This window comes from Bacillus sp. RB3 (assembly GCF_030164735.1).
GTDB classification, from domain to species: Bacteria; Bacillota; Bacilli; order Bacillales; family Bacillaceae_G; genus Bacillus_A; species Bacillus_A cereus.
Window position 1 is genome coordinate 14,784 of sequence record NZ_JASNGE010000033.1, and the last position, 21,490, is coordinate 36,273.

The following is a 21,490-nucleotide window of genomic DNA, read 5'->3' on the forward strand; positions in this document are numbered from 1 at the left end:
GATTTCTATGTCTCTACCAATTACTTTTTACATTATCCTCTTAAAAAGTAATACTCTTGATATATTCATTATTGCCTACACTTTATTTGCAGTTATTGGGCTGCCCTTTTCGTTCATAGCGTTGCATCTTTTGCACTCTCTACTTTTCAGTTAATGAAAGGGATGTTTCTTTTATCCCTTCAAATTCATTTAATAGGTACTTAGCTATCTTTTCAACTGCGGGGAAGTCTACTATTTCCTCATGTGATCCAGGGACAGAATACTTATTTACTCTTCCTTTTAATAAAGGTCCCCAATCTGTAAACAACTCTTTTCCTTCCTCAGCACTAAAATAGAGAACTTCTCCAGAGTATGGTATTAAATCATGATCTGCCATTATGTTCAGGCATTTCCTATGAGCATTGATAACTTGCTTCAAATTCATAAGATCTGCATCAGGCGGGAGTACTCCTTCCATAATTAATCGCTCTACAAGCATATCTTGTTCATGGAAGAGGCCTTCCATCCGCTCAGTAAAATCTCTAGAAATGAAATGCTCATATATATATGAGAGCATATCCTCCGTTGTTTTATAGTCCTGCTCTGAAGGTACTTTAGTATCCATTAGTATCAACAACTCAACTTCCTCACCTTGATTCTTTAGCACAGTTGCGATTTCATAAGCAATTGCACCGCCTAAAGACCATCCTCCAAGACGATATGGGCCTTCTGGCTGAACACGTTTGATTTCTTCAATGTAAAGTTGAATTAGTTCCGGCAAGGTCAATTCATCAATTTCTTCCTTTTCTATAAGAGGATTCTGTAAACCATAAAATGAACAATGGTTCTTAAGTAATCTTGCTAGTTGAATGTAACAGAATACATTCCCCATAAACGGATGAACACAGAAGAAAGGGCTTTTTTCTGATTCTTGTAGTGGAACTAGTGCTGCTACTGATTTCGTCATATCATGCTTATCACGAATAAGGCATGCGATTCCTTCCAATGTTGGATTCTTAATCAATGTTGAAACCTTAATCTCTTTTCCAAACTTCTCCCTAATTTTTGAAACTAATTTAATTACAAGGAGAGAGTGTCCTCCTCTATTAAAGAAATCATCATTTACATAGACATCTTCTATCTGTAACACATCCTGCCAGATTTTAATCAACTGATATTCAATTTCATCCCTTGGAATGATTGGTGTAGAGAAGTTATTTTCTCTATGAATAGTTAAATTGTTCAATGCCTTTCGATCAACTTTGCCATTCGTTGTAAGAGGAATCTCGTCTACCTTAATAAAGTGTGCGGGAACCATATAATTTGGTACTTGTGTCTTGAGATACTCACGCCACTCATGCATACTACCATCTCCAACTACATAAGCAACCAATCTCTGCTCTCCTAATTTATCCTCTGTTGCCAAAACTACTGCTTCTTTTACCAATGGATGCCTCTCTATACTCGCTTCAATCTCTTCAAGTTCAATACGAAAGCCCCTAATTTTCACTTGATTATCAATTCTTCTCAAGTAATCTAAATTACCATCAGGTAAATAACGAACCAAATCTCCCGTACGATATAAACGCTCTTCTTCATTAAATGGATGACAGATGAATCGCTCTGCTGTTAATTCTGGGCGATTCAAGTATTCTCTCGCTATACCTGCACCCCCAATATATAGCTCACCTGTTACACCAACTGGAACAGGTAACAAATTTTTATCCAATACATAAGTTTGAACGTTCGGCAACGGACGTCCAATTGTTACTCTCTTACTATCTTTTTTGATATGATAGCATGTTGCATCAACCGTACATTCTGTAGGACCGTATACGTTATAAAAATCAATCTTTTCAGTCTCTACTAGCTGTTCCCATAATGACGGCATGATTGCTTCACCACCGACCAATATCTTGCTTGGTACATGAACATCAGCACTTATTTCTAGCAATCCTCCATCTATTAGTAATTGAAGTAATGAAGGTGTCATATCAAACATTTCCAATTTATTCTCCCTAATATAGGACACAAATTGTTCTGGATTAGTGCGAACTTCACTTGGAATAATATATAAACTTGAACCATAAAGCAGCATTTGTAATTGCTGAATAGATACATCAAAGGCAATTGATGCATTCAAACCGACGCGCATATTACTAGGTATCTCATGTGAGAAAACTTCTTTTTGTAAACCATAGGATAGGTTTATTACAGAATGGTGCTGTACTAAAGCTCCTTTTGGATTCCCTGTCGAACCAGAAGTGTAGATAACATACGCTAAGTTTTCCCCTGTTACCTCACATATTGGTGAAAGTTTGCTTTCTTGAGAAAGCATTGCTTGGTCCCTATCTAGGCAAACTGTCTTAATGTCTTTAGGAATCCAGCCTAGTAATACTTCATTTGTAACTAACACTTTAATTCCTGTGTCTTCTAAAATATATTGTAGGCGGCTTTCCGGATTCGATGGATCTAATGGAACATAGGATGCTCCAGCCTTCCAAATTCCCATGAGACCAACAACCATCTCAACTGAACGCTCAAAGCAAAGGCCAACTAATGACTCTGTCCCAATTCCACATTTCTGTAAATGATGGGCTAATTGATTAGCTCTTTCATTCAGCTCTCGATATGTTAGTTGCTGTTTTTCATCTACCACTGCCAACGCGTCAGGCGTACGATTTACTTGCTCTTCGAATAGTTGATGGATTGCATTCTCACGTGGATAGGATATAGTATTATTATTCCATTCTTCCAATAGCTTTCTTTGTTCAGCTTCCGTAATATATACTAGCTCCGATAGATTTTGATCAATGTTTTTGAGCATTTGCATTAACACTTTGTGTAAATGACCCAGCATTTGTTCAATGGTTACTCTATTAAACTTACTACGGTCATACATTAACTTTAACGATAACTGGATTCCTGGAACTACAGCTAACCCTAATGGGTAGTGGGTTTGTTCTACCCCTTCCAATTCACCAATTTCCAGATTTTCTGAAGACTCCTCTTTCACTGGATAATTTTCAAACACATATAAACTATTGAACAGCGGTATTCCTCTAGGAACTTCACTCCACCCCTGAATCTCTGTCAAAGAAGCATACTCATATTGTCTTCTTTCTATCTCTTCCTCTTGTATCTTCTGCAACCAATCTATTAATTTTATATCATCCATCAATTGAATTCGCGTCGGTGACGTTGTAATGAAAGGACCTACGATGTTTTCAACATCAATAATCTCCGTAGAACGCCCTGAGCTTGTTACACCAAAAACAATGTCATTTTCTCCACTATATCGGCTCATGAGATATGCCCATGCACCTTGAATTACTGTACTCAAAGTAAGTTTATTGCGTTTCGCCCATCCTTGTAACGCTTGAGTCTGCTCTTCTGATAAATACGTAACCTTCTCTGTGTAACCTTTTTCTTCCTCTTTACTTTCTAAGCCCAGCAAAGTTGGCGCAGTAAAACCTTTTAGCTTCTCTCTCCAGAATTGTTCCGCCTGCTCCTTATCTTGCTCTCTTAACCATTGGATATATTTCTTATATGGTGAGGACTTAGGTAACTTCACAGCTTCTCCATTCATTCTCTTCTGATAGACTGTAAGTAATTCATTAAATACTAATGGTAAACTCCATCCATCCAGTAAAATATGGTGATGGGTCCAAACAATCCGATATTCTTCCTCACCTTCTTGAATGACTGTTACCCGCATCAATGGTGCTTCATCAAATTGGAAGGCTTGTTTTCGATCTAATGCCAAAAAGACTTTTCTTTTTTCCTCTATCTCTTCACTTGTCATTGTACGCCAGTCTTCTTTATTCACTTTAAATGGGATATTTTCATACACCACTTGTACAGGTTCTTCAATTTCGTCCCATACAAATCCTGTACGAAAAATTTCATGCCGCTGAATTACAGATTTCCACGCCTGCTCAAATGTAGGAATATTCATTTTTCCTCGAATCATAAAACTCAATTGCACTATATACGGTGCAACATGTTCATCTCCTTGGTCATGCAATGTGTGGAAAATCATACCTTCTTGCAAAGGTGATAGTGGATATAAATCAGTAATCTGATTGTTCTTTCCGCGATGCATTTTGTTTAGTACATTTGTCAAACCTTCTTGGCTAAGATTAGCCATTGCAAAATCCGAAATGGTCAGTGCAGATTCTCTATCTGAAAATTGAATCAATGTACTCAGTTGATATAGCATATTCTGTGCAATACTTTGAATCGTTGATTTGGCAAATTGTCCAACATTGTATACCCAAGTGAACTGAAGTTTTCCATCCGTTACAACCCCAATTACATCAATTACATGCGATCGCTTGGAACCGGCAGCATGATCTAAACGCTTAAATTCGTTCTCCGGAATAAACATTGCATCGCTAGAAAACATTTGGTCAAATTGTCCAAGATAGTTAAAACTAATAGACGGTGTATATTGGGAGCTTAATTGCTCACACATTGTTGCGTTCATGTAACGCAACACCCCATAATCAACACCCTTATTAGGAATTTTGCGAACTTGTTCTTTAACTGCTTTTAATGCTTCAATTGGCGTATTAGCACTAGTAATATTTAAATGAACTGGGGAAATACTTGTAAACCATCCCACAGTTCTCGATAAATCAACATCTTCAATAATCTCTTCTCGACCATGTCCCTCTAAATCTACGCTCAATATCGGCTGCCCCGTACATGCTGCCGTAGCTTGTACTAATGCTGCTAATAATACTTCATTGATTTGGACACGGTGAGTGCTTAAAGTCTCTTGCAATAACATACGGGTCTCATTCTCATTTAACACCACAGTAATTTCCTCAGTTACTGCGCTTACTGGATTACTTATAGTACCATCTACCGGCAATTTAACTACGTCTTGTTCAGCCTGCTCCTCCCAGTAATGTAGCACTTCTTTTGATAGGCCAGTTTCAGCGTAATGCTGTAATTTCTCCGACCATTCTTTAAAAGATGTACTCTTCATAGGTAATTGAATTTTCTGCCCTTGGACTACTTGCGTATATGCTGTTTGCAAATCTTCCAATAAAATTCGCCAAGAAACACCATCCACGGCTAAATGATGAATTGTCCAAAATAATCGGCCAGCGTGCTCACCTTCATCAAAATACACCATTCTCATTAGCGGACCATCATGTAAATTCAAACTTTCTTGTGCAATATTAATCTCTTTTTGAATAACCTGATGCCAATCAGCTTCCGGCACTTCGTCTAATGAAATGACAGTAAGCATCAATTGTTCTTCTATTCCTTCATTCCACTGTTTCCAAACCCCATTAGGTAAACGTTCATATCTTAAACGCAGAGCATCATGATGAAGTAGAAGGTTACCTGCCGCCTTTTCCAGTGATCCTATGTCCAATTTCTCTTTCGTTCTAAAGAACATGGATTGATTCCAATGATGTGGGTTAGGATGATTTTGTGCAAAAAACCTTTGCTGAATAGGTGTAAGTATCGTCTCTCCAGTTATAATTCCCTGTTCAGCTTGTACACCTTGTTCTTCTTTGACTACTTGCGCCAACTCAGCAATTGTTTGGTGTTCAAATATTTGTTTTGGTGTCAATTGTAAACCAACTTGCTTCGCGCGCGAGACAATCTGAATGCTAAGAATTGAATCTCCACCAATTTCAAAGAAGTTATCATTCATACCAATACGTTTTGAACCTAGCACACGTTCCCAAATGATAGAAAGCTTATGTTCACGTTCATTTCTTGGGGCCACGTATCCTTCTTGTGTTCCTTGATAATCTGGTATAGGTAACGATTTCCGATCAATCTTTCCATTAATGGTTAGCGGTAATTCTTTCATTTCGACAAAGTAGGAAGGTATCATATGGATTGGCAGTTTTGTTTTAAGATACTCTCGCCATTCTTCTAAACTGCCTTCGCCCACTACATAAGCTACCAGCCTCTTATCTCCCGACTGATTTTCCCTAACCATTACAACTGCCTCTTTTACTAAGTCATGCTCTTGTAAAGTCGACTCAATCTCTCCAAGTTCAATTCGAAATCCTCTAATCTTCACTTGATTATCCATTCTTCCTAAGTAGTCTATATTACCATCAGGAAGATATCTCACAAGATCACCTGTTCTATATAACCTCTCGCCTTCTTTGAATGGATGAGAAATAAATCGTTCGGATGTTAACTCTGGACGATTCAAGTACCCCCTTGCTAGACCTGCTCCTCCGATATAAAGTTCCCCCATTACACCAACTGGAACTGGCAACCTATTTCTATCTAATACATAAGTTTGGATGTTAGGCAATGGACGCCCAATTGTTACTCTCTTACTATCTTTTTTGATATGATAGCATGTTGCATCAACCGTACATTCTGTAGGACCATATACATTATAAAACTGGATTTTATCAGTCTCTACTAGCTGTTCCCATAATGACGGCATAATTGCTTCACCACCAACCAGTACCTTACTTGGAACATGAACGCCATCGCACGTTTCTAACAATCCGACATCTATAAGTAATTGAAGCAATGAAGGTGTTATATCAAAGATTTCTAACTTGTTCTCCCTAATATAAGCTACAAACTGCTCCGGATCACTTCGTACTTCGCTTGGAATAATATACAAACTTGAACCATAAAGCAGCATTTGTAATTGCTGAATAGATGCATCAAAGGCAATTGACGCATTTAAACCGACATGCATGTTAGATGGTATCTCATCTTCGAAAACCTCTTTTTGTAAACCATGCGACAAGTTTATTACAGAATGATGCTGTATCAAGACACCCTTTGGGTTCCCTGTCGATCCCGAAGTATAGATAACATACGCTAGGTTTTCTCCTGTTACTTCACATTTTGGTGAAAGAATGCTTTCTTGCGAAATCATTGTTTGATCCTTATCTAGACAAACTATCTTGATTTCTTTAGGTATCCAATCTTTCAATGACTCGTTCGTAACTAATACTTGAATTCCAGTGTCCTCCAAAATATATCGTAGGCGACTTTCTGGATATGATGGGTCTAATGGAACATAGGCTGCTCCAGCCTTCCAAATCCCCATAATACTAACAACCATCTCAATTGAACGCTCAAAGCAAAGTCCAACCAATGATTCATTCCCAATTCCGCATTGCTGAAGATAGTGGGCCAATTGATTAGCTTTTTCATTCAGCTCTCGATACGTTAACTGCTGTTTTTCATCTACCACTGCTACCGCATCAGGTGTACGATTTACTTGCTCTTCAAACAGCTGATGAATTGTACTTTCCTGTGGATATGCTACAGCACCATTATTCCACTCTTCCAACTGTTTTTGCTGTAATCCTGATAATATAGGCAACTTAGCTAATGATTTATCAGGATTCTCCACGATTACATTCAACCAGTTCCCAAAATGTTCAGCCATGGATTCAATAGTTAAGCTGTCAAATAAATCAGTTCTATAAACAAAAGTAAGTAATAAACCCTCTTCCCCTTCTGCAGCAGTTAAACTTAAATCAAACTTAGCGATTGGAGCATTACTTTCCATTACTTCTATATTTCTTCCATGTAATTCTGGTAGCTTCTGTCCCGTATTTTGCAAAGTAAACATGGTTTGAAAAATCGGAGAATGGCTTGTATTTCGTTCAGGTTGGATAACCTCTACAATTTTCTCAAACGGAACATCTTGATACTCATACGCCTTCAATGCTTTTATCCGTACTTGAGATAACAACTCTTGAAATGCCGGTGCATTACTTAAATCAGCTCGATAAACCAAAGTGTTGACAAAGAAACCAATCAGCCCCTCAATTTCTCGATAATTTCGATTTGCAATTGGGCTACCAACAATAATATCCGTTTGTCCCGTATAACGAGCAAGGAAACTTTGATACGATGCCAATAAGGTCATGAAAAGTGTGGCCCCTTCTTGACGACTTAGTTCGTTTAATTTATCCAGTAATGAGCGTGACAACAAAACATTATGAGTTAATCCATGATGGGTTTGCACTGGCGGACGCGGACGATCCATTGGCAACATTAAGACTGGTAACTCACCAGATAATTCTTCCTTCCAATATGCAAGCTGTTGATATAGTACTTCATCTTTCAACCAGTCTCTTTGCCACTGAGCAAAATCGGCATATTGAACTGGTAGTGGTTCCAGCTCTGCTTGTTTTTCACCAATCGCATTCTCATAAAATGCCATCCATTCTTGAAGCAAGATTTCCATCGACCACCCATCCGAGATAATATGATGCATATTACACAGAAGAACCCATTCTTCTTCTGAAATTCTTATGAGTTTCCCACGGAATAATGGCCCTTGTTCTAAATCAAATGGAGATTCGACTTCAGTTTGAATCCATTGCTCCAGCTTTCTTTCTCGCTCCTCTAATGAAAGCTTATTTAAGTCCATTTGCAGAAGCGGACGGAAAACGTACGGTTGAATCTGCTGCACAGGATGGCCATCCTCTTCATAAAATACAGTCCGCAAAGATTCATGACGCTCTATCAACTGATTCCATCCCAATTCCAATGCTTCAGGTAACCAATTCCCTGTAAGGCGGCATGCCATTGGCATATTATAAAGGGCACTATTAGGTGCAAATTGATCAATAAACCATAAGCGCTGTTGGGCATAAGATAGTGGAATATTATTTCCACGTTCCATCGGCACCAATGGTGGAATTTCTCGTTTTTCATTCCCCTTACGTAACTGATTCATTCGTTTCGCTAATGCCTCGATCGTTGAATATTCGAACAGTTCACGTACTGGCAATTTGATTTGAAAGACTTCCTGTAAGCGCGAGACCACTTGTGTAGCAAGTAGAGAGTGACCACCAAGCTCAAAGAAAGAATCTTGAACACCAATGTCTCCTATTCCTAGCACTTGACTCCACACTGAAGCGATAAGTTCTTCCAGCGGAGTTCTTGTGTATACAGTATTTTCAGCGGATTGTTCACTAAGTATAGGCAATACCTTCAAATCAAGTTTTCCATTCGGTGTAAGTGGTAAAAATTCCATCTCAATAAAGTTTGTTGGAACCATGTAATTTGGTAAATGTGTTTGTAGATGTTCTCGCCATTCATGGACACTTCCTTCACCAACTACATAAGCTACTAATCTCTTATCACCTTGATTATCCTCTCGTACCAATACAACTGCTTCTTTCACAGAAGAATGTGCCTGCAAAACAGCTTCTATTTCTCCCAATTCAATCCGGAAACCACGAATTTTTACTTGGTCATCTATACGTCCATGGAACTGGAGATTACCATCAGAAAGATAACTTGCTTTGTCTCCTGTATAATAGAGACGTTCTCCTGACTTGAAAGGATGTGGAATAAATTTTTCCTTTGTAAGATCCGGACGATTAGCATATCCACGTGCAAGACTCTTCCCTCCAATATAGAGATCTCCAATTACGCCAATTGGTACTAGCTGAAGATGAGAATCTAACACATAAACTTCTGTATTTGCAATCGGTCGACCAATCGATGGCGTACCTGTTGTCACTCCTACAGGTACATAACAATCTGTGGTAACAACGGTATTTTCCGATGGACCATACTGATTAATTACCGCAAAAGGAATATCGTTAGATGGGTACTGCGTTAATTGATCCCCACCAGTAATGATAAAACGAAGATCCGTTTTATCTGGCCAAGATAATTTCAAGAGCCTTTCCAGAATAGGCGTAGGTGCAAAGCTAGCTGTTATTCGTGAATCAATGAGCCAGTCCCTTAGTGCTTCTGGATTAATTCTCAGTTCCTCTGTTGACAAGTAGAGTGCTGCGCCAGCAGTTAGATACGGCCAAATCTCCTGCACAGCCGAATCAAAAGCAACCCCTGCAATCTGAGTCGCACGATCCTCTGCTGAAATATGATAAACTTCCTGATGCCAAGAAACCATATTCATTAATGAGCGATATTCAACCATGACACCCTTCGGTTTTCCTGTAGAACCAGAGGTATAAACAATATAGGCTAAGTTCTCTGGATTTATTTGACGTGTAGGTGCGATTACGCTTTCCACCGTTAATTCTTCTAACCTCACCATTTCGACGTGTGCGAAATGGCCTTCTTGTCCTTCCGCCGTCACTACAAATTGAATCCCTGCATCTTCAATCATGTATTCTAACCTTGATTTTGGATACAACGGATCTAAAACGACATAAGCTCCACCAGCTTTTAAAATGCCTAGTAAACTTACCATTAGCTCAGCTGACCTCGGAAGATAAACCCCTACCACTGACTCTGGGGCTACTCCCTTTCGCTGTAAAACATTTGCCAACTGATTTGCTTGTGTATCCAGTTCACCATAAGTCCACTGTTTTGTTTGATCAACTATCGCAATCGCATCAGGACGCCTTGCTACTTGCTCCTCAAATTTGTCGCAAATAAGACCCTGATGAGACATTTCTATTACAGTGTCATTCCATGTTTCTAATAACAAAGTACGCTCGGGTTCTGATAGCATGCTCAGGTTATGCAACGGATTTTGTGGGCGATGAGAAACTTCATGTAGCCATTTCTCAAAGTGTCCTGCCATCCGTTCAATAGTAGTAGCATTGAATAAATCCTTATTGTACTCAAAAGTAAAAAGTAATCCCTCTTCCGTCTCAACTGCCATTACACTTAAATCAAACTTTGCAATTGGGCTATGGCTTTCTATCATTTCAATACTTTTACTAGATAACACCGGTAACTCTTGTTTCATATTTTGCAAGATGAACATAGTCTGGAAAATTGGCGAATGACTTGTACTTCGCTCCGGTTGCACAACTTCTACAATTTTTTCAAATGGAATATCTTGATATTCATACGCCTTCAATGCCTTTTGACGAACCTGATACAGTACATCTTGAAATGTCGGTCTACCACTCAAATTAGCTCGATAAACCAGCGTGTTAACGAAGAAACCAATTAGTCCTTCAATTTCTCTATAATTCCGATTCGCAATTGGGCTTCCGACCAGAATATCTTCTTGTCCCGTATAACGAGATAGAAAGCTTTGATATGCAGCTAAAAGCGTCATGAAGAGCGTAGCCCCTTCTTTTCGACTAAGTTCATTCAATTTATCATGTAGCGTGCTTGGCAGCACCATAGTGTATGTCGACCCGTGATGAGTTTGTATTGCGGGACGCGGGCGATCCACAGGAAGTTGGAGTACAGGAAGCTCCCCAGACAATTCTTCCCTCCAATATTGGAGTTGTTGATCAAGCACCTCCTCCTTTAACCATCCTTTTTGCCACTGAGCAAAGTCGGCATATTGAACCGGTAATGGTTCAAGTTCCGCTACCTTTCCATCCGTTGCTTTCTCATAAAATGCCATCCATTCTTCAAGTAGGATTCCCATTGACCATCCATCTGAAATGATATGATGTAGAGTACAAAGGAGTATCCATTCTTCCTCTCCCACGTGCAAAATACTTGTCCTGATTAATGGACCCTCTGTTAAATCAAATGGTACTTCTGTTTCTTGTTGAATTAAACGTTTAACTTCTTCTTCTTGATCTTCAGAAGAAAGCATAGTTAAATCCGTTTTCGGAATTGATTGAAAAGCATACGGTTCAATTTGCTGTACGGGTTGACCATTCACCTCTTGAAAGACCGTCCGCAGTGATTCATGACGTTCTATTAGTTGATTCCATCCCGTTTCCAATGCTTCAAGTAGCCAATTCCCTGTAAGACGGCATACCATTGGCATATTGTAAAGGGCACTATTAGGTGTAAATTGATCAATAAACCATAAACGTTGTTGGGCATAAGATAGTGGAATAGCTTCTCCTCGTTTCATTGGTATTAGTGGCGGAATCTCTCGTTTTTTATCTCCTTTACGTAACTGTTCTAATCGCTTTGCCAGTGACTCCACCGTTGTATATTCAAATAGTTCACGTACTGGTAATTCGATTTGAAAAATTCTCTGTAAACGTGACACTACTTGAGTAGCTAGTAGTGAATGACCACCGATTTCAAAAAAGGAATCCTGAACACTAATATTTTTTATTCCTAACACTTGGCTCCAAACGGAAACGATGAGCTCCTCCACTGGTGTTCGTGATGAAGTAATATCTTCACTTATGAACTGTTCTTCTAATTCCAATAATGCTTTCCGATTCACTTTACCATTTGGAGTGAGTGGCATACCTTCAATTTGGAAAAAGTATGCCGGAACCATATAATGTGGTAATTGCTTCTTGAGATATTCACGCCATTCTCCAGCATCCCCTTCACCCACTACATAAGCTACTAACTGCTTATCTCCTGGTCGTTCTTCCTTCACCAACACGACTGCCTCTTTTACAGATGAGTGATCATGTAAAGCTGCTTCAATTTCTCCCAATTCAATTCGGAATCCTCTAATTTTAACTTGGTTATCTATTCTTCCAATATATTCTAAGTTACGATCATTCATATATCTCACCAAGTCACCCGTTCGATATAATCGTTCCCCGTCCTTAAAAGGATGCGGAATAAAACGTTCAGTAGTTAAATCCGGTCGATTGAAGTAGCCACGTGCCAATCCTACTCCTCCAAGGTAAAGTTCCCCTGCCACACCAATCGGGACCACTTGTTGATATTGATCTAACACATACAACTCTGTATTATCAATTGGACGACCAATCGGAATAATCATTGCTTCTTTTTCTAAATCACAATCGTAATAAGTCACATCCACAGTCGCTTCAGTAGGACCATACAAGTTAATTAACTTTGTTTGCTGAACATTGTAAAAGATCCCCTTAAACCGGCGAACATGCTCAGTGTTTAACGCTTCTCCACTAGTAAAAACTTGAATTAAAGACGATACATCCCTTTTCGAATTATATAGTTCCATATAATCTAAGAAAGTAGATAACATCGACGGAACAAAGTGTATGGTGGACACGCGATATCGTTCAATATACTCCTCAATCACCGCAGGGTCTTTCTCTCCTCCTGGTGGAAGTAAACAAACACGTGCTCCTACAAATGACCACCAAAATAATTCCCATACAGAAACATCAAATGAAAACGGTGTCTTTTGTAGGATTGTATCCTCCTCGGACAATGGGTATTTTTTCTGCATCCACTGTAGGCGGTTGATAACGGAATGATGTTCAATCATTACCCCCTTTGGATTTCCCGTCGAACCCGAAGTGTATATAATATAGGCTAAGTTATTTGCTGTTACTCCACTTACCGGAGCTAAATTACTCTCTTTAGAAATCATCACTTGATCCCGGTCTAAACAAATTGCTTGAATATCTTTAGGTAACCAGTCCTGTAGTGCCTCTTTTGTTAACAGCACTTGAATTTGTGAATTCTCCAAAATATATCTCAGGCGGTTTTCAGGATAACTTGGGTCCAGTGGGACATAAGCCCCACCTGCCTTCAAAATCCCAAAGAGACCGATAATCATATCAGGAGAACGTTCAATACATATACCAACCAATGATTCAGGTCCGATACCTCGTTTTTGTAGAAAATGTGCCAATTGATTCGATTTTTCATTTAGTTCTTGATACGTTAGCTTTCCACCCTCATAAACTACCGCCACTGCGTCAGGTGTCCGTGCAACTTGCTGCTCAAATAGCTCATGAATCATACAATCATGACCATAAACTACGTCCGTATCATTCCATTCTTCTAGGAGTTGTTTTTGCTCAGTATCCGATAACATTGACAGCTTTGTATATGATTCATCTGGATGATACGTGATTTCATTTAGCCAGTTCTCAAAATGTCCTGCCATACGTGCAATGGTACTACTATCAAATAAATCCGTGTTGTATTCAAATGAGACGAATAGACCTTCTTCCACTTCATAGGCAGTTAAGCTCAAATCAAATTTAGCAATAGACATATTACTTTCTACCATTTCAATACTTCTATCAGGCAAATCTAGTCGTTCTTGTTTTATATTCTGTAGCGTAAACATGGTCTGAAATATAGGGGAATGACTCATGCTTCGTTCAGGTTGCACAGCTTCTACCACTTTTTCAAATGGTATATCTTGATATTCGTAAGCTTTTAACGCCTTTTTCTTTGTTTGGTTCAAAATCTTCCGAAAAGTAGGGGTGCCACTCAAATCTGATCGATAAACCAACGTATTAACAAAGAAACCAATTAATCCTTCTACTCCCTTATGGTTCCGATTTGCAATCGGGCTACCAACTAGAATATCTTTTTGTCCCGTATAACGAGCAAGAAAGCTCTGGTATGCGGCCATTAAAGTCATAAATAAAGTAGATCCTTCTTGTCGACTTATATCCTTCAATTGACTGAGCAATTTATAAGGAAAAATCACATGATGCGCAGCCCCAGAGTAAGTCTGTTTAACCGGTCGAGGTCGATCCACTGGCAGTTGTAAGATAGGAAGCTCACCAGACAATTCTTCCTGCCAATACGTAAGCTGACGATTTAGCACATCACCTTGCAACCACCCCTTTTGCCACTTCGCAAAGTCTGCATATTGAATAGATAATGAACTTAATTTAGCAGGATTTCCGCCCGTTTCTTCTTCATAGAAAGCAAGGAATTCATTCATGAATATACCAATGGACCAAGCATCAGAAATAATATGATGCATCGTACACAGTAATAACCATTCATCCTTCTCTAATTGAACAAGCTGATTACGAATTAAAGGACCATTCATTAAATCAAATGGTTCTTGCGCTTCTCTCGCAATTAAACTATCTACCTCTTTTTCTTTTACTTCTAGAGGAAGTTGGGAGTAATCCCTTACAGGTAATGCTCTAGGAAGGAATTCGACAATTTGTTGCACAGGCTGTTCTCCTATTTCTTTAAAAACAGTTCGTAATGATTCATGACGTTCAATGAGTCGATTGAATCCCTTCTCTAATGCTTCAGGTATCCAATTTCCTTTTAGATGCCATACTGTTGGAATATTATATAAAGAACTGTTTGGGTTAAATCTGTCCATAAACCACAAACGTTGTTGTGCATAAGACAACGGGAGTGCTTCTTTATTCTCCTTTTTTTGCATTTGCTTCTGAAGCCATGCTCTCTTCTCAGGAGAAAGTGAACTCAGCTTTGCAAGTAAATCACTTCTCATTTTTTTACCCCTTCCTCAATCAAATTACTCTCAAATATCCCTTGTGCTTCTTCCTCTGATAACTCTTCTAATTGCTTAAGCAGTTCCAGTAATTCTTCATCATTACTCACTTCTGCTTCTTTTTGAATATAATCTTGAAGGCTTATATTCTCCTTACTATCATTCTGCATTTCTTGATTTTTGTTATCGAGCAATTGATCAATCTGTTCTGCCAATTGCTGCACCGTATGAAACATAAATAAATCATGCAATGGTATCTCGATTCCAAAAGCCTCTTTAAGATTGGAAACAGCTTGCGTAGCAAGTAATGAATGTCCACCAATTTCAAAAAACGAATCTTGAATTCCGATGTTTTCCATGCCTAAAACTTCATGCCATATCGAAACAATTGTTTTTTCCGTAGACGTACGAGGAGCAGTATAACAACTTGCTATCTCCTGCTTCTCTGGTGCTGGTAAAGCCTTCCTATCAATTTTCCCATTAGGAGTGAGTGGAAATGCATTTAATCCAACAAAATAGGATGGAATCATATAATTTGGTAGTTGGTCCTTGAGATAATCACGCCACTTTTGAGCATCCCCGTCTCCTACAACATAGGCAATCAAACGTGGATCGCCAGGATAATCTTCCCGCACCATCACAATAGCTTCGTTAACTAATGTATGCTTTTGTAATACCGCCTCGATTTCTCCTAGTTCAATCCGGAACCCACGAATTTTCACCTGATGATCAATTCTTCCAACATACTCCAAATTTCCATCCGGCAAATACCTTACTAGATCTCCAGTCCGGTATACTCGCTCGTCTTCTTTAAACGGATGCGGTATAAATCGATTTTTCGTTAAGTCAGGGCGTTTTAAATATCCACGTGCTAACCCTGATCCACCAATGTACAGCTCACCAACTACACCAATTGGAACCATTTTTTGCTCAGCACTCAATACATATACTTCTGTATTGAAGATTGGTTTACCAATTGGTGGTACCCTATGCATGACACCCTTTTCTAATTCCAGATACGTGGAATACGTAGTATCTTCAGACGGTCCATATAAGTTGAACACCTTCTCAATCGTACTTCTCTCGTATAAATCTTGAACAAGCGGATATGGCAACGGTTCTCCAGCCAAATTCATTACCTTTACTGAAGAAGGAATTGTTTTTGCTCGAACCAGTTCCTTTGCTGCCGATGGCACAGTATTAACCAAAGTCACACCTTTGGTAGACAACTTGTCTAGATGTAGAGCATTTTCAGCGACAATCACCTTACCACCCATCGTTAAGGGAACAAATACTTCAAAAACGGATAAATCAAAAGATAGTGAAGTTGAAGCTAATACTCCCGCTAATTCCTTTCGAGAATACGTATGATGCGCCCAATGAATCATTGTTACTGTATTCCTGTGCTCAATCATTACTCCCTTTGGATTTCCCGTGGAACCTGAAGTATAGATAATATAGGCTAAGTTATCACCCGTCACTTCACTCGTGCATACCGTAGTAACTTCTTGTTCTATTTCTGCTCGATTACGATCAATACAAATGACGTTAACGAATGTAGGTATAACCATTTTTTGTTGTAACTTTTCCTGTGTCACCAGTACCTTTATTTGAGCATCTTCTAAAATGTACTGCAGTCGACTTTCCGGATACGCTGGATCAATTGGGACATATGCTCCTCCCGCCTTCATAATTCCTAAGAGACCGACAATCATCTCGGATGAACGTGTAACGCAAATCCCAACCAATGTTTCGCATGTTACACCATTTTTTTGTAAATAATGTGCCAACTGATTCGAGCGTTCGTCCAACTCTCGATATGTTAGTTCTTCATCTTCGCACACTACTGCAATTGCTTCTGGTGTTTTTTCCACTTGTTCTTCAAACATTGTATGAATCGTACTATCTTCTATATCTATAACGGCTGATTCATTCCATTCCTCTAGTAGTTGCTTATATTCCACTTTCGATAACATATTCAATTCTGATAATAAACATTTTGGATAAGAGGCAATTTGATTTAACCAATGTTCAAAATGATTTACCATACGTTTAATGGTTGTATCATTAAACAAATCAGTATTATATTCAAAGGTTAGTGATAATCCTTCTTCCGTCTCAGAAGCAAATAAACTCAAATCAAATTTGGCAACAGAAACATGGCTTTCCATGAGTTCCATTTGTCTTTCGGATAGCTGAAGAAACTCTTGTTTCGTATTCTGTAAAGTAAACATAGTTTGGAATATTGGTGAATGACTTGTATTCCGTTCAGGTTTTACGGATTCTACCACTTTCTCAAATGGGATGTCCTGATACTCGTATGCTTTTAGTGCTTTTTTTCTTATCTGCGACAATAGTTCTTGGAACGTCGGATTTCCACTGAAATCAGCTCGATAAACTAACGTATTTGCAAAGAATCCTATTAATCCCTCAATCTCTTTCACATTTCGATTAGCGATGGGGCTTCCAACTATAATGTCGTCCTGTCCTGTATAACGAGAAAGGAAGCTTTGATACGCTGCCATCAATGTCATAAATAAAGTGCATCCTTCTTGCAAACTTAAATCTTTGAGCTTTTCCTGTAAGGAATTCGCCACTATTAAGGACTGACTTGCACCACGATGGGTTTGAACTGCAGGTCGAGGACGATCCATCGGTAATTGTAAAACCGGTAGTTCCCCAGATAATTCTTCCTTCCAATATTGAAGATGCTGATTCAAACTCTCCTCTTTTTGCCATTCCTTCTGCCACATAACAAAATCTGCATATTGGATAGATAACTCCTTCAATTCCACTGGTTTTCCGGTTAGTGCTCCTTCATAAAAAGCCATCCATTCTTCAAGTAAGATTCCCATTGACCATCCATCTGAAATAATATGATGCATCGTACAAATGAGAACCCATTCTTCCCTGTCCACTTTCAATATTCGTGTTCGAATCAGAGGACCTTGTCCAAAATGAAATGGTTCCTCCGCCTCGTTTTGAATAAGGCGTTTCATTTCTCTTTCCCTATCTTCCAAAGAAAGATCTGTTAGATTCGTTTGAGGAATATGCCTGAACACATGAGATTGAACTTGTTGAAAAGGTTCACCCTCTTGTTCTAGAATTGTCGTCCTTAATGATTCATGACGCTCCAACAATTGATTCCATCCGACCTCCAATGCTTCAATTGACCATTCACCTGTTAAGCGACACGCTGCATGGATATTGTACATAGCACTATTTGGCATTAATTGATCAATAAACCATAGACGTTTCTGCGCATAGGAAAGTGGGATAACTTCTTCTCGTTTCATAGGTACAAGAGGAGCAACCTCTCGTTTTTTATCTTCTTTTCGTAACTGATCCACTCGTTTCGCCAATGCTTCCACTGTATCGTGCTTGAAAAGTTCACGTAATGGAATTTTAATTTGGAACAGTTCTTGCAATCGAGAGACAATTTGAGTCGCAAGTAGTGAGTGCCCACCACGTTCAAAGAAGGAATCCTGAATGCCAATATTTTCTGTTCCTAACACTTGACTCCAAACCGAGGCAATAAGCTCTTCCGATGGCGTCCGAGGTAGCACATTTAAATCTTCAATAGCTTGCTCATCAGGTGCTGGCAAGGCCTTTCGGTCAATTTTCCCATTTGGAGTAAGCGGGAAGTGTTCTAACTCTATAAAGTGCGCTGGAATCATATGATTCGGTAATTGTTTTTGTAAATACTCTCTCCACTCCTCGGTATTTCCATCGCTTATTACATATGCAACCAATCGTTGATCACCTGGACGATCTTCTCTAACTAATACGACAGCCTCTTTAATAAACGAACATTTTTCTAAAGTCGCTTCAATTTCTCCTAATTCAATCCTAAAACCACGCATTTTGACTTGGTGGTCCATTCTACCTATAAATTCTAAATTTCCATCAGTTAAATATCTTACTGAATCTCCTGTTCGATATAGTCGTTCCCCAAATCGATATGGATGCGAAACGAATTTTTCAGCAGTAAGATTCGGACGATTTAAGTATCCACGTGCTAAACCAGCACCACCAATATATAACTCACCCTCAATTCCTATTGATTGCAAGCGTTGATTTTGGTCTAATACATATAATTGCGTGTTCTGTATTGGCTGCCCAATAGAAACAAATTCTTGATTAGGCTGAATATCAAATGCATTCACATATATAGTGGCTTCAGTTGGTCCATAAAAGTTGGTTAATTTCACTTGTCCACTATAATTCCATTTCTGTTGAAATCGTCTAACCAACCCTGAACTTAGTTCTTCTCCACCAGAAAATACATGGCGTACGGACGAACAATTCATGTTCAATTCAATATGATTGAAGTGGTCTAAGAAAACAGATAACATCGAAGGTACAAATTGAACTATAGTAACCTGATGTTGTTTAATCACTTCAGCTATAATAGAAGGATCTTTTTCTCCACCTGGAGGTAGGAAAGATACACTTGCACCAACGTGAATGCCCCAAAACAATTCCCAAACAGAGACATCAAATGAGAATGGCGTTTTCTGCAAGACCACATCCTTTTCAGAAAGCGGATATTTATGTTGCATCCATTCTAGATAATTAATTACTGAATGATGCTCAATCATTACTCCCTTTGGATTCCCTGTAGATCCTGAAGTATACATAACATACGCTAAATTTTCTCCTGTTACACCACTTATGCATGGGGTTGATTCTTCTTTTTCAATTGCAGTATAATCTTTATTCATACAAATCGTTTCTATTTTTTCAGATACAAACAAATTTTTAGAATTTTCTTCCGTCACTAGTACTTCGATTCCAGCATCCTCTAATATATATCGAAGTCGACTCTCTGGATAAGTAGGGTCAAGTGGAACATACGCTGCTCCTGATTTTAGAATACCTAATAACGCTATCATCATTTGTAATGAACGTTCCATATATACCCCAACTAGAGACTCTGGGCCTACACCATGCTTTTGTAGATAATGAGCTAGCTGATTTGCACGCTTCTCCAACTCTTTATAGGTAATTTGTTCATTTTCGTAACTAGCCGCGATTGCTTCCGGTGTTTTTTTAACTTGCTCCTCAAACATCGTATGAATCATGCCTTCAGCCGAATAATTAAATTGAGTATGATTCCATTCCTCTAGTAACTGTATCTGTTCTTCTTCTGTTAAATGAGTAATTTCAAATAGTTTTGAATCTAGGCTCTTCGTCATCTGAATTAATATTTGCAATAAGTGATTCTGAATCAGATTTATTGTTTCTTCATTAAAATAGCTTCGATCATACATCAACTTTAAAGTAATTTTCTTACCGGGCATTACAATGAGTGTTAAAGGATAATTTGTTTGTTCCGTGCTTGTAACATCTAGTAATCTTAAATCATCATTTCTCTCACCTTGAATTGGATAATTTTCAAACACATACAAGGTATGAAATAAGGAGCTATTTCGCGGAACCTCACTCCAGCCTTGAATATCTATCAACGAATTATACTCATACTGTCTTCGTTCCATTTCTTTCATTTGTATTTTACGAAGCCAATCTACTACTGATGTATTATCCGTTAATCGAATTCTGGTAGGTAATGTGTTAATAAATAGCCCCACCATATTCTCTGCTCCCATTAAATCAGTAGGACGTCCAGCGCTAGTTACGCCAAATACGACGTCACTGTCACCGCTATACCTACTCATCAAATAAGCCCATGCACCTTGTACTAACGTATTCAACGTTAATCGACTATTTCGTACCCACTCTTGTAACTTCTCAGTAAGTTTCTCAGATACTTGATAAACACACTCTCCATAGCCCTTCTCTTGTCCTTGATCCTTTTTTTCCATTGCTAATGGCGTAGGTGCATAGAACCCTTTTAATTCTTCTTTCCAAAATTCCTCTGCTTGACTTTGATCTTGTTTATTTATCCACTGGATATATTTTTTATAAGGAAGAGATTTAGGAAGAGTCAATAATTCTCCCTTTATCATCTTGAGATAAACTTCCATCACTTCACTAAAGACCAATGACACACTCCATCCATCTAGCAAAATATGATGATGTGTCCAAATAATTCTCGTTTCCTCTTTTGCTTCTTTAATCGCAGTGACTCTCATCAATGGTGCTTCATCCAATAAAAATCCTTTTCTACGATCTACATTCAAAAACTGTTGTAATTTCTTCACCCTTTCCTCATGTGGATAGGTGCTCCAATCCTCTTGATGAATAGTAAAAGGAAGACGTTGGTAAACCGCTTGTAGTGGCTTTTCTACTTCCTCCCATACAAATACTGAACGTAAAACCTCATGTCGATTAATAACATATTCCCAAGCCTTTTCAAAAGTATCAACATCCAATTGCCCCCCGAGCAAGAAACCTACTTGTACAATATAGGAAAAAGAATGTTCATCATCTTGATCGTATAAAGTATGAAACAGTATTCCTTTTTGCAAAGGTGATAAACCATATATATCAATAACGTCTCCCATT

Annotated in this window: 2 protein-coding genes; both read right to left on the bottom strand. The window is 38.7% G+C overall.

The features are described 5' to 3' along the window. Window positions 1-139: 139 nt before the first annotated feature. Window positions 140-15,022: a non-ribosomal peptide synthetase gene (locus QO049_RS25795; protein ID WP_284489619.1), complete on the bottom strand. Its 14,883-nt coding sequence runs from the start codon at window positions 15,020-15,022 to the stop codon at window positions 140-142. Beyond that, window positions 15,019-21,489, bottom strand: coding sequence for a non-ribosomal peptide synthetase (locus QO049_RS25800; protein WP_284489620.1), 6,471 nt, complete (start codon window positions 21,487-21,489; stop codon window positions 15,019-15,021). The genes QO049_RS25795 and QO049_RS25800 overlap by 4 nt, the downstream gene beginning before the upstream one ends. Window position 21,490 lies beyond the last annotated feature (1 nt).

Coding starts and splice junctions, on each gene's coding strand:
- QO049_RS25795 (WP_284489619.1), bottom strand. CDS start 15,022: ATGAGAAGTGATTTACTTGCAAAGCTGAGTTCACTTTCTCCTGAGAAG.
- QO049_RS25800 (WP_284489620.1), bottom strand. CDS start 21,489: ATGGGAGACGTTATTGATATATATGGTTTATCACCTTTGCAAAAAGGA.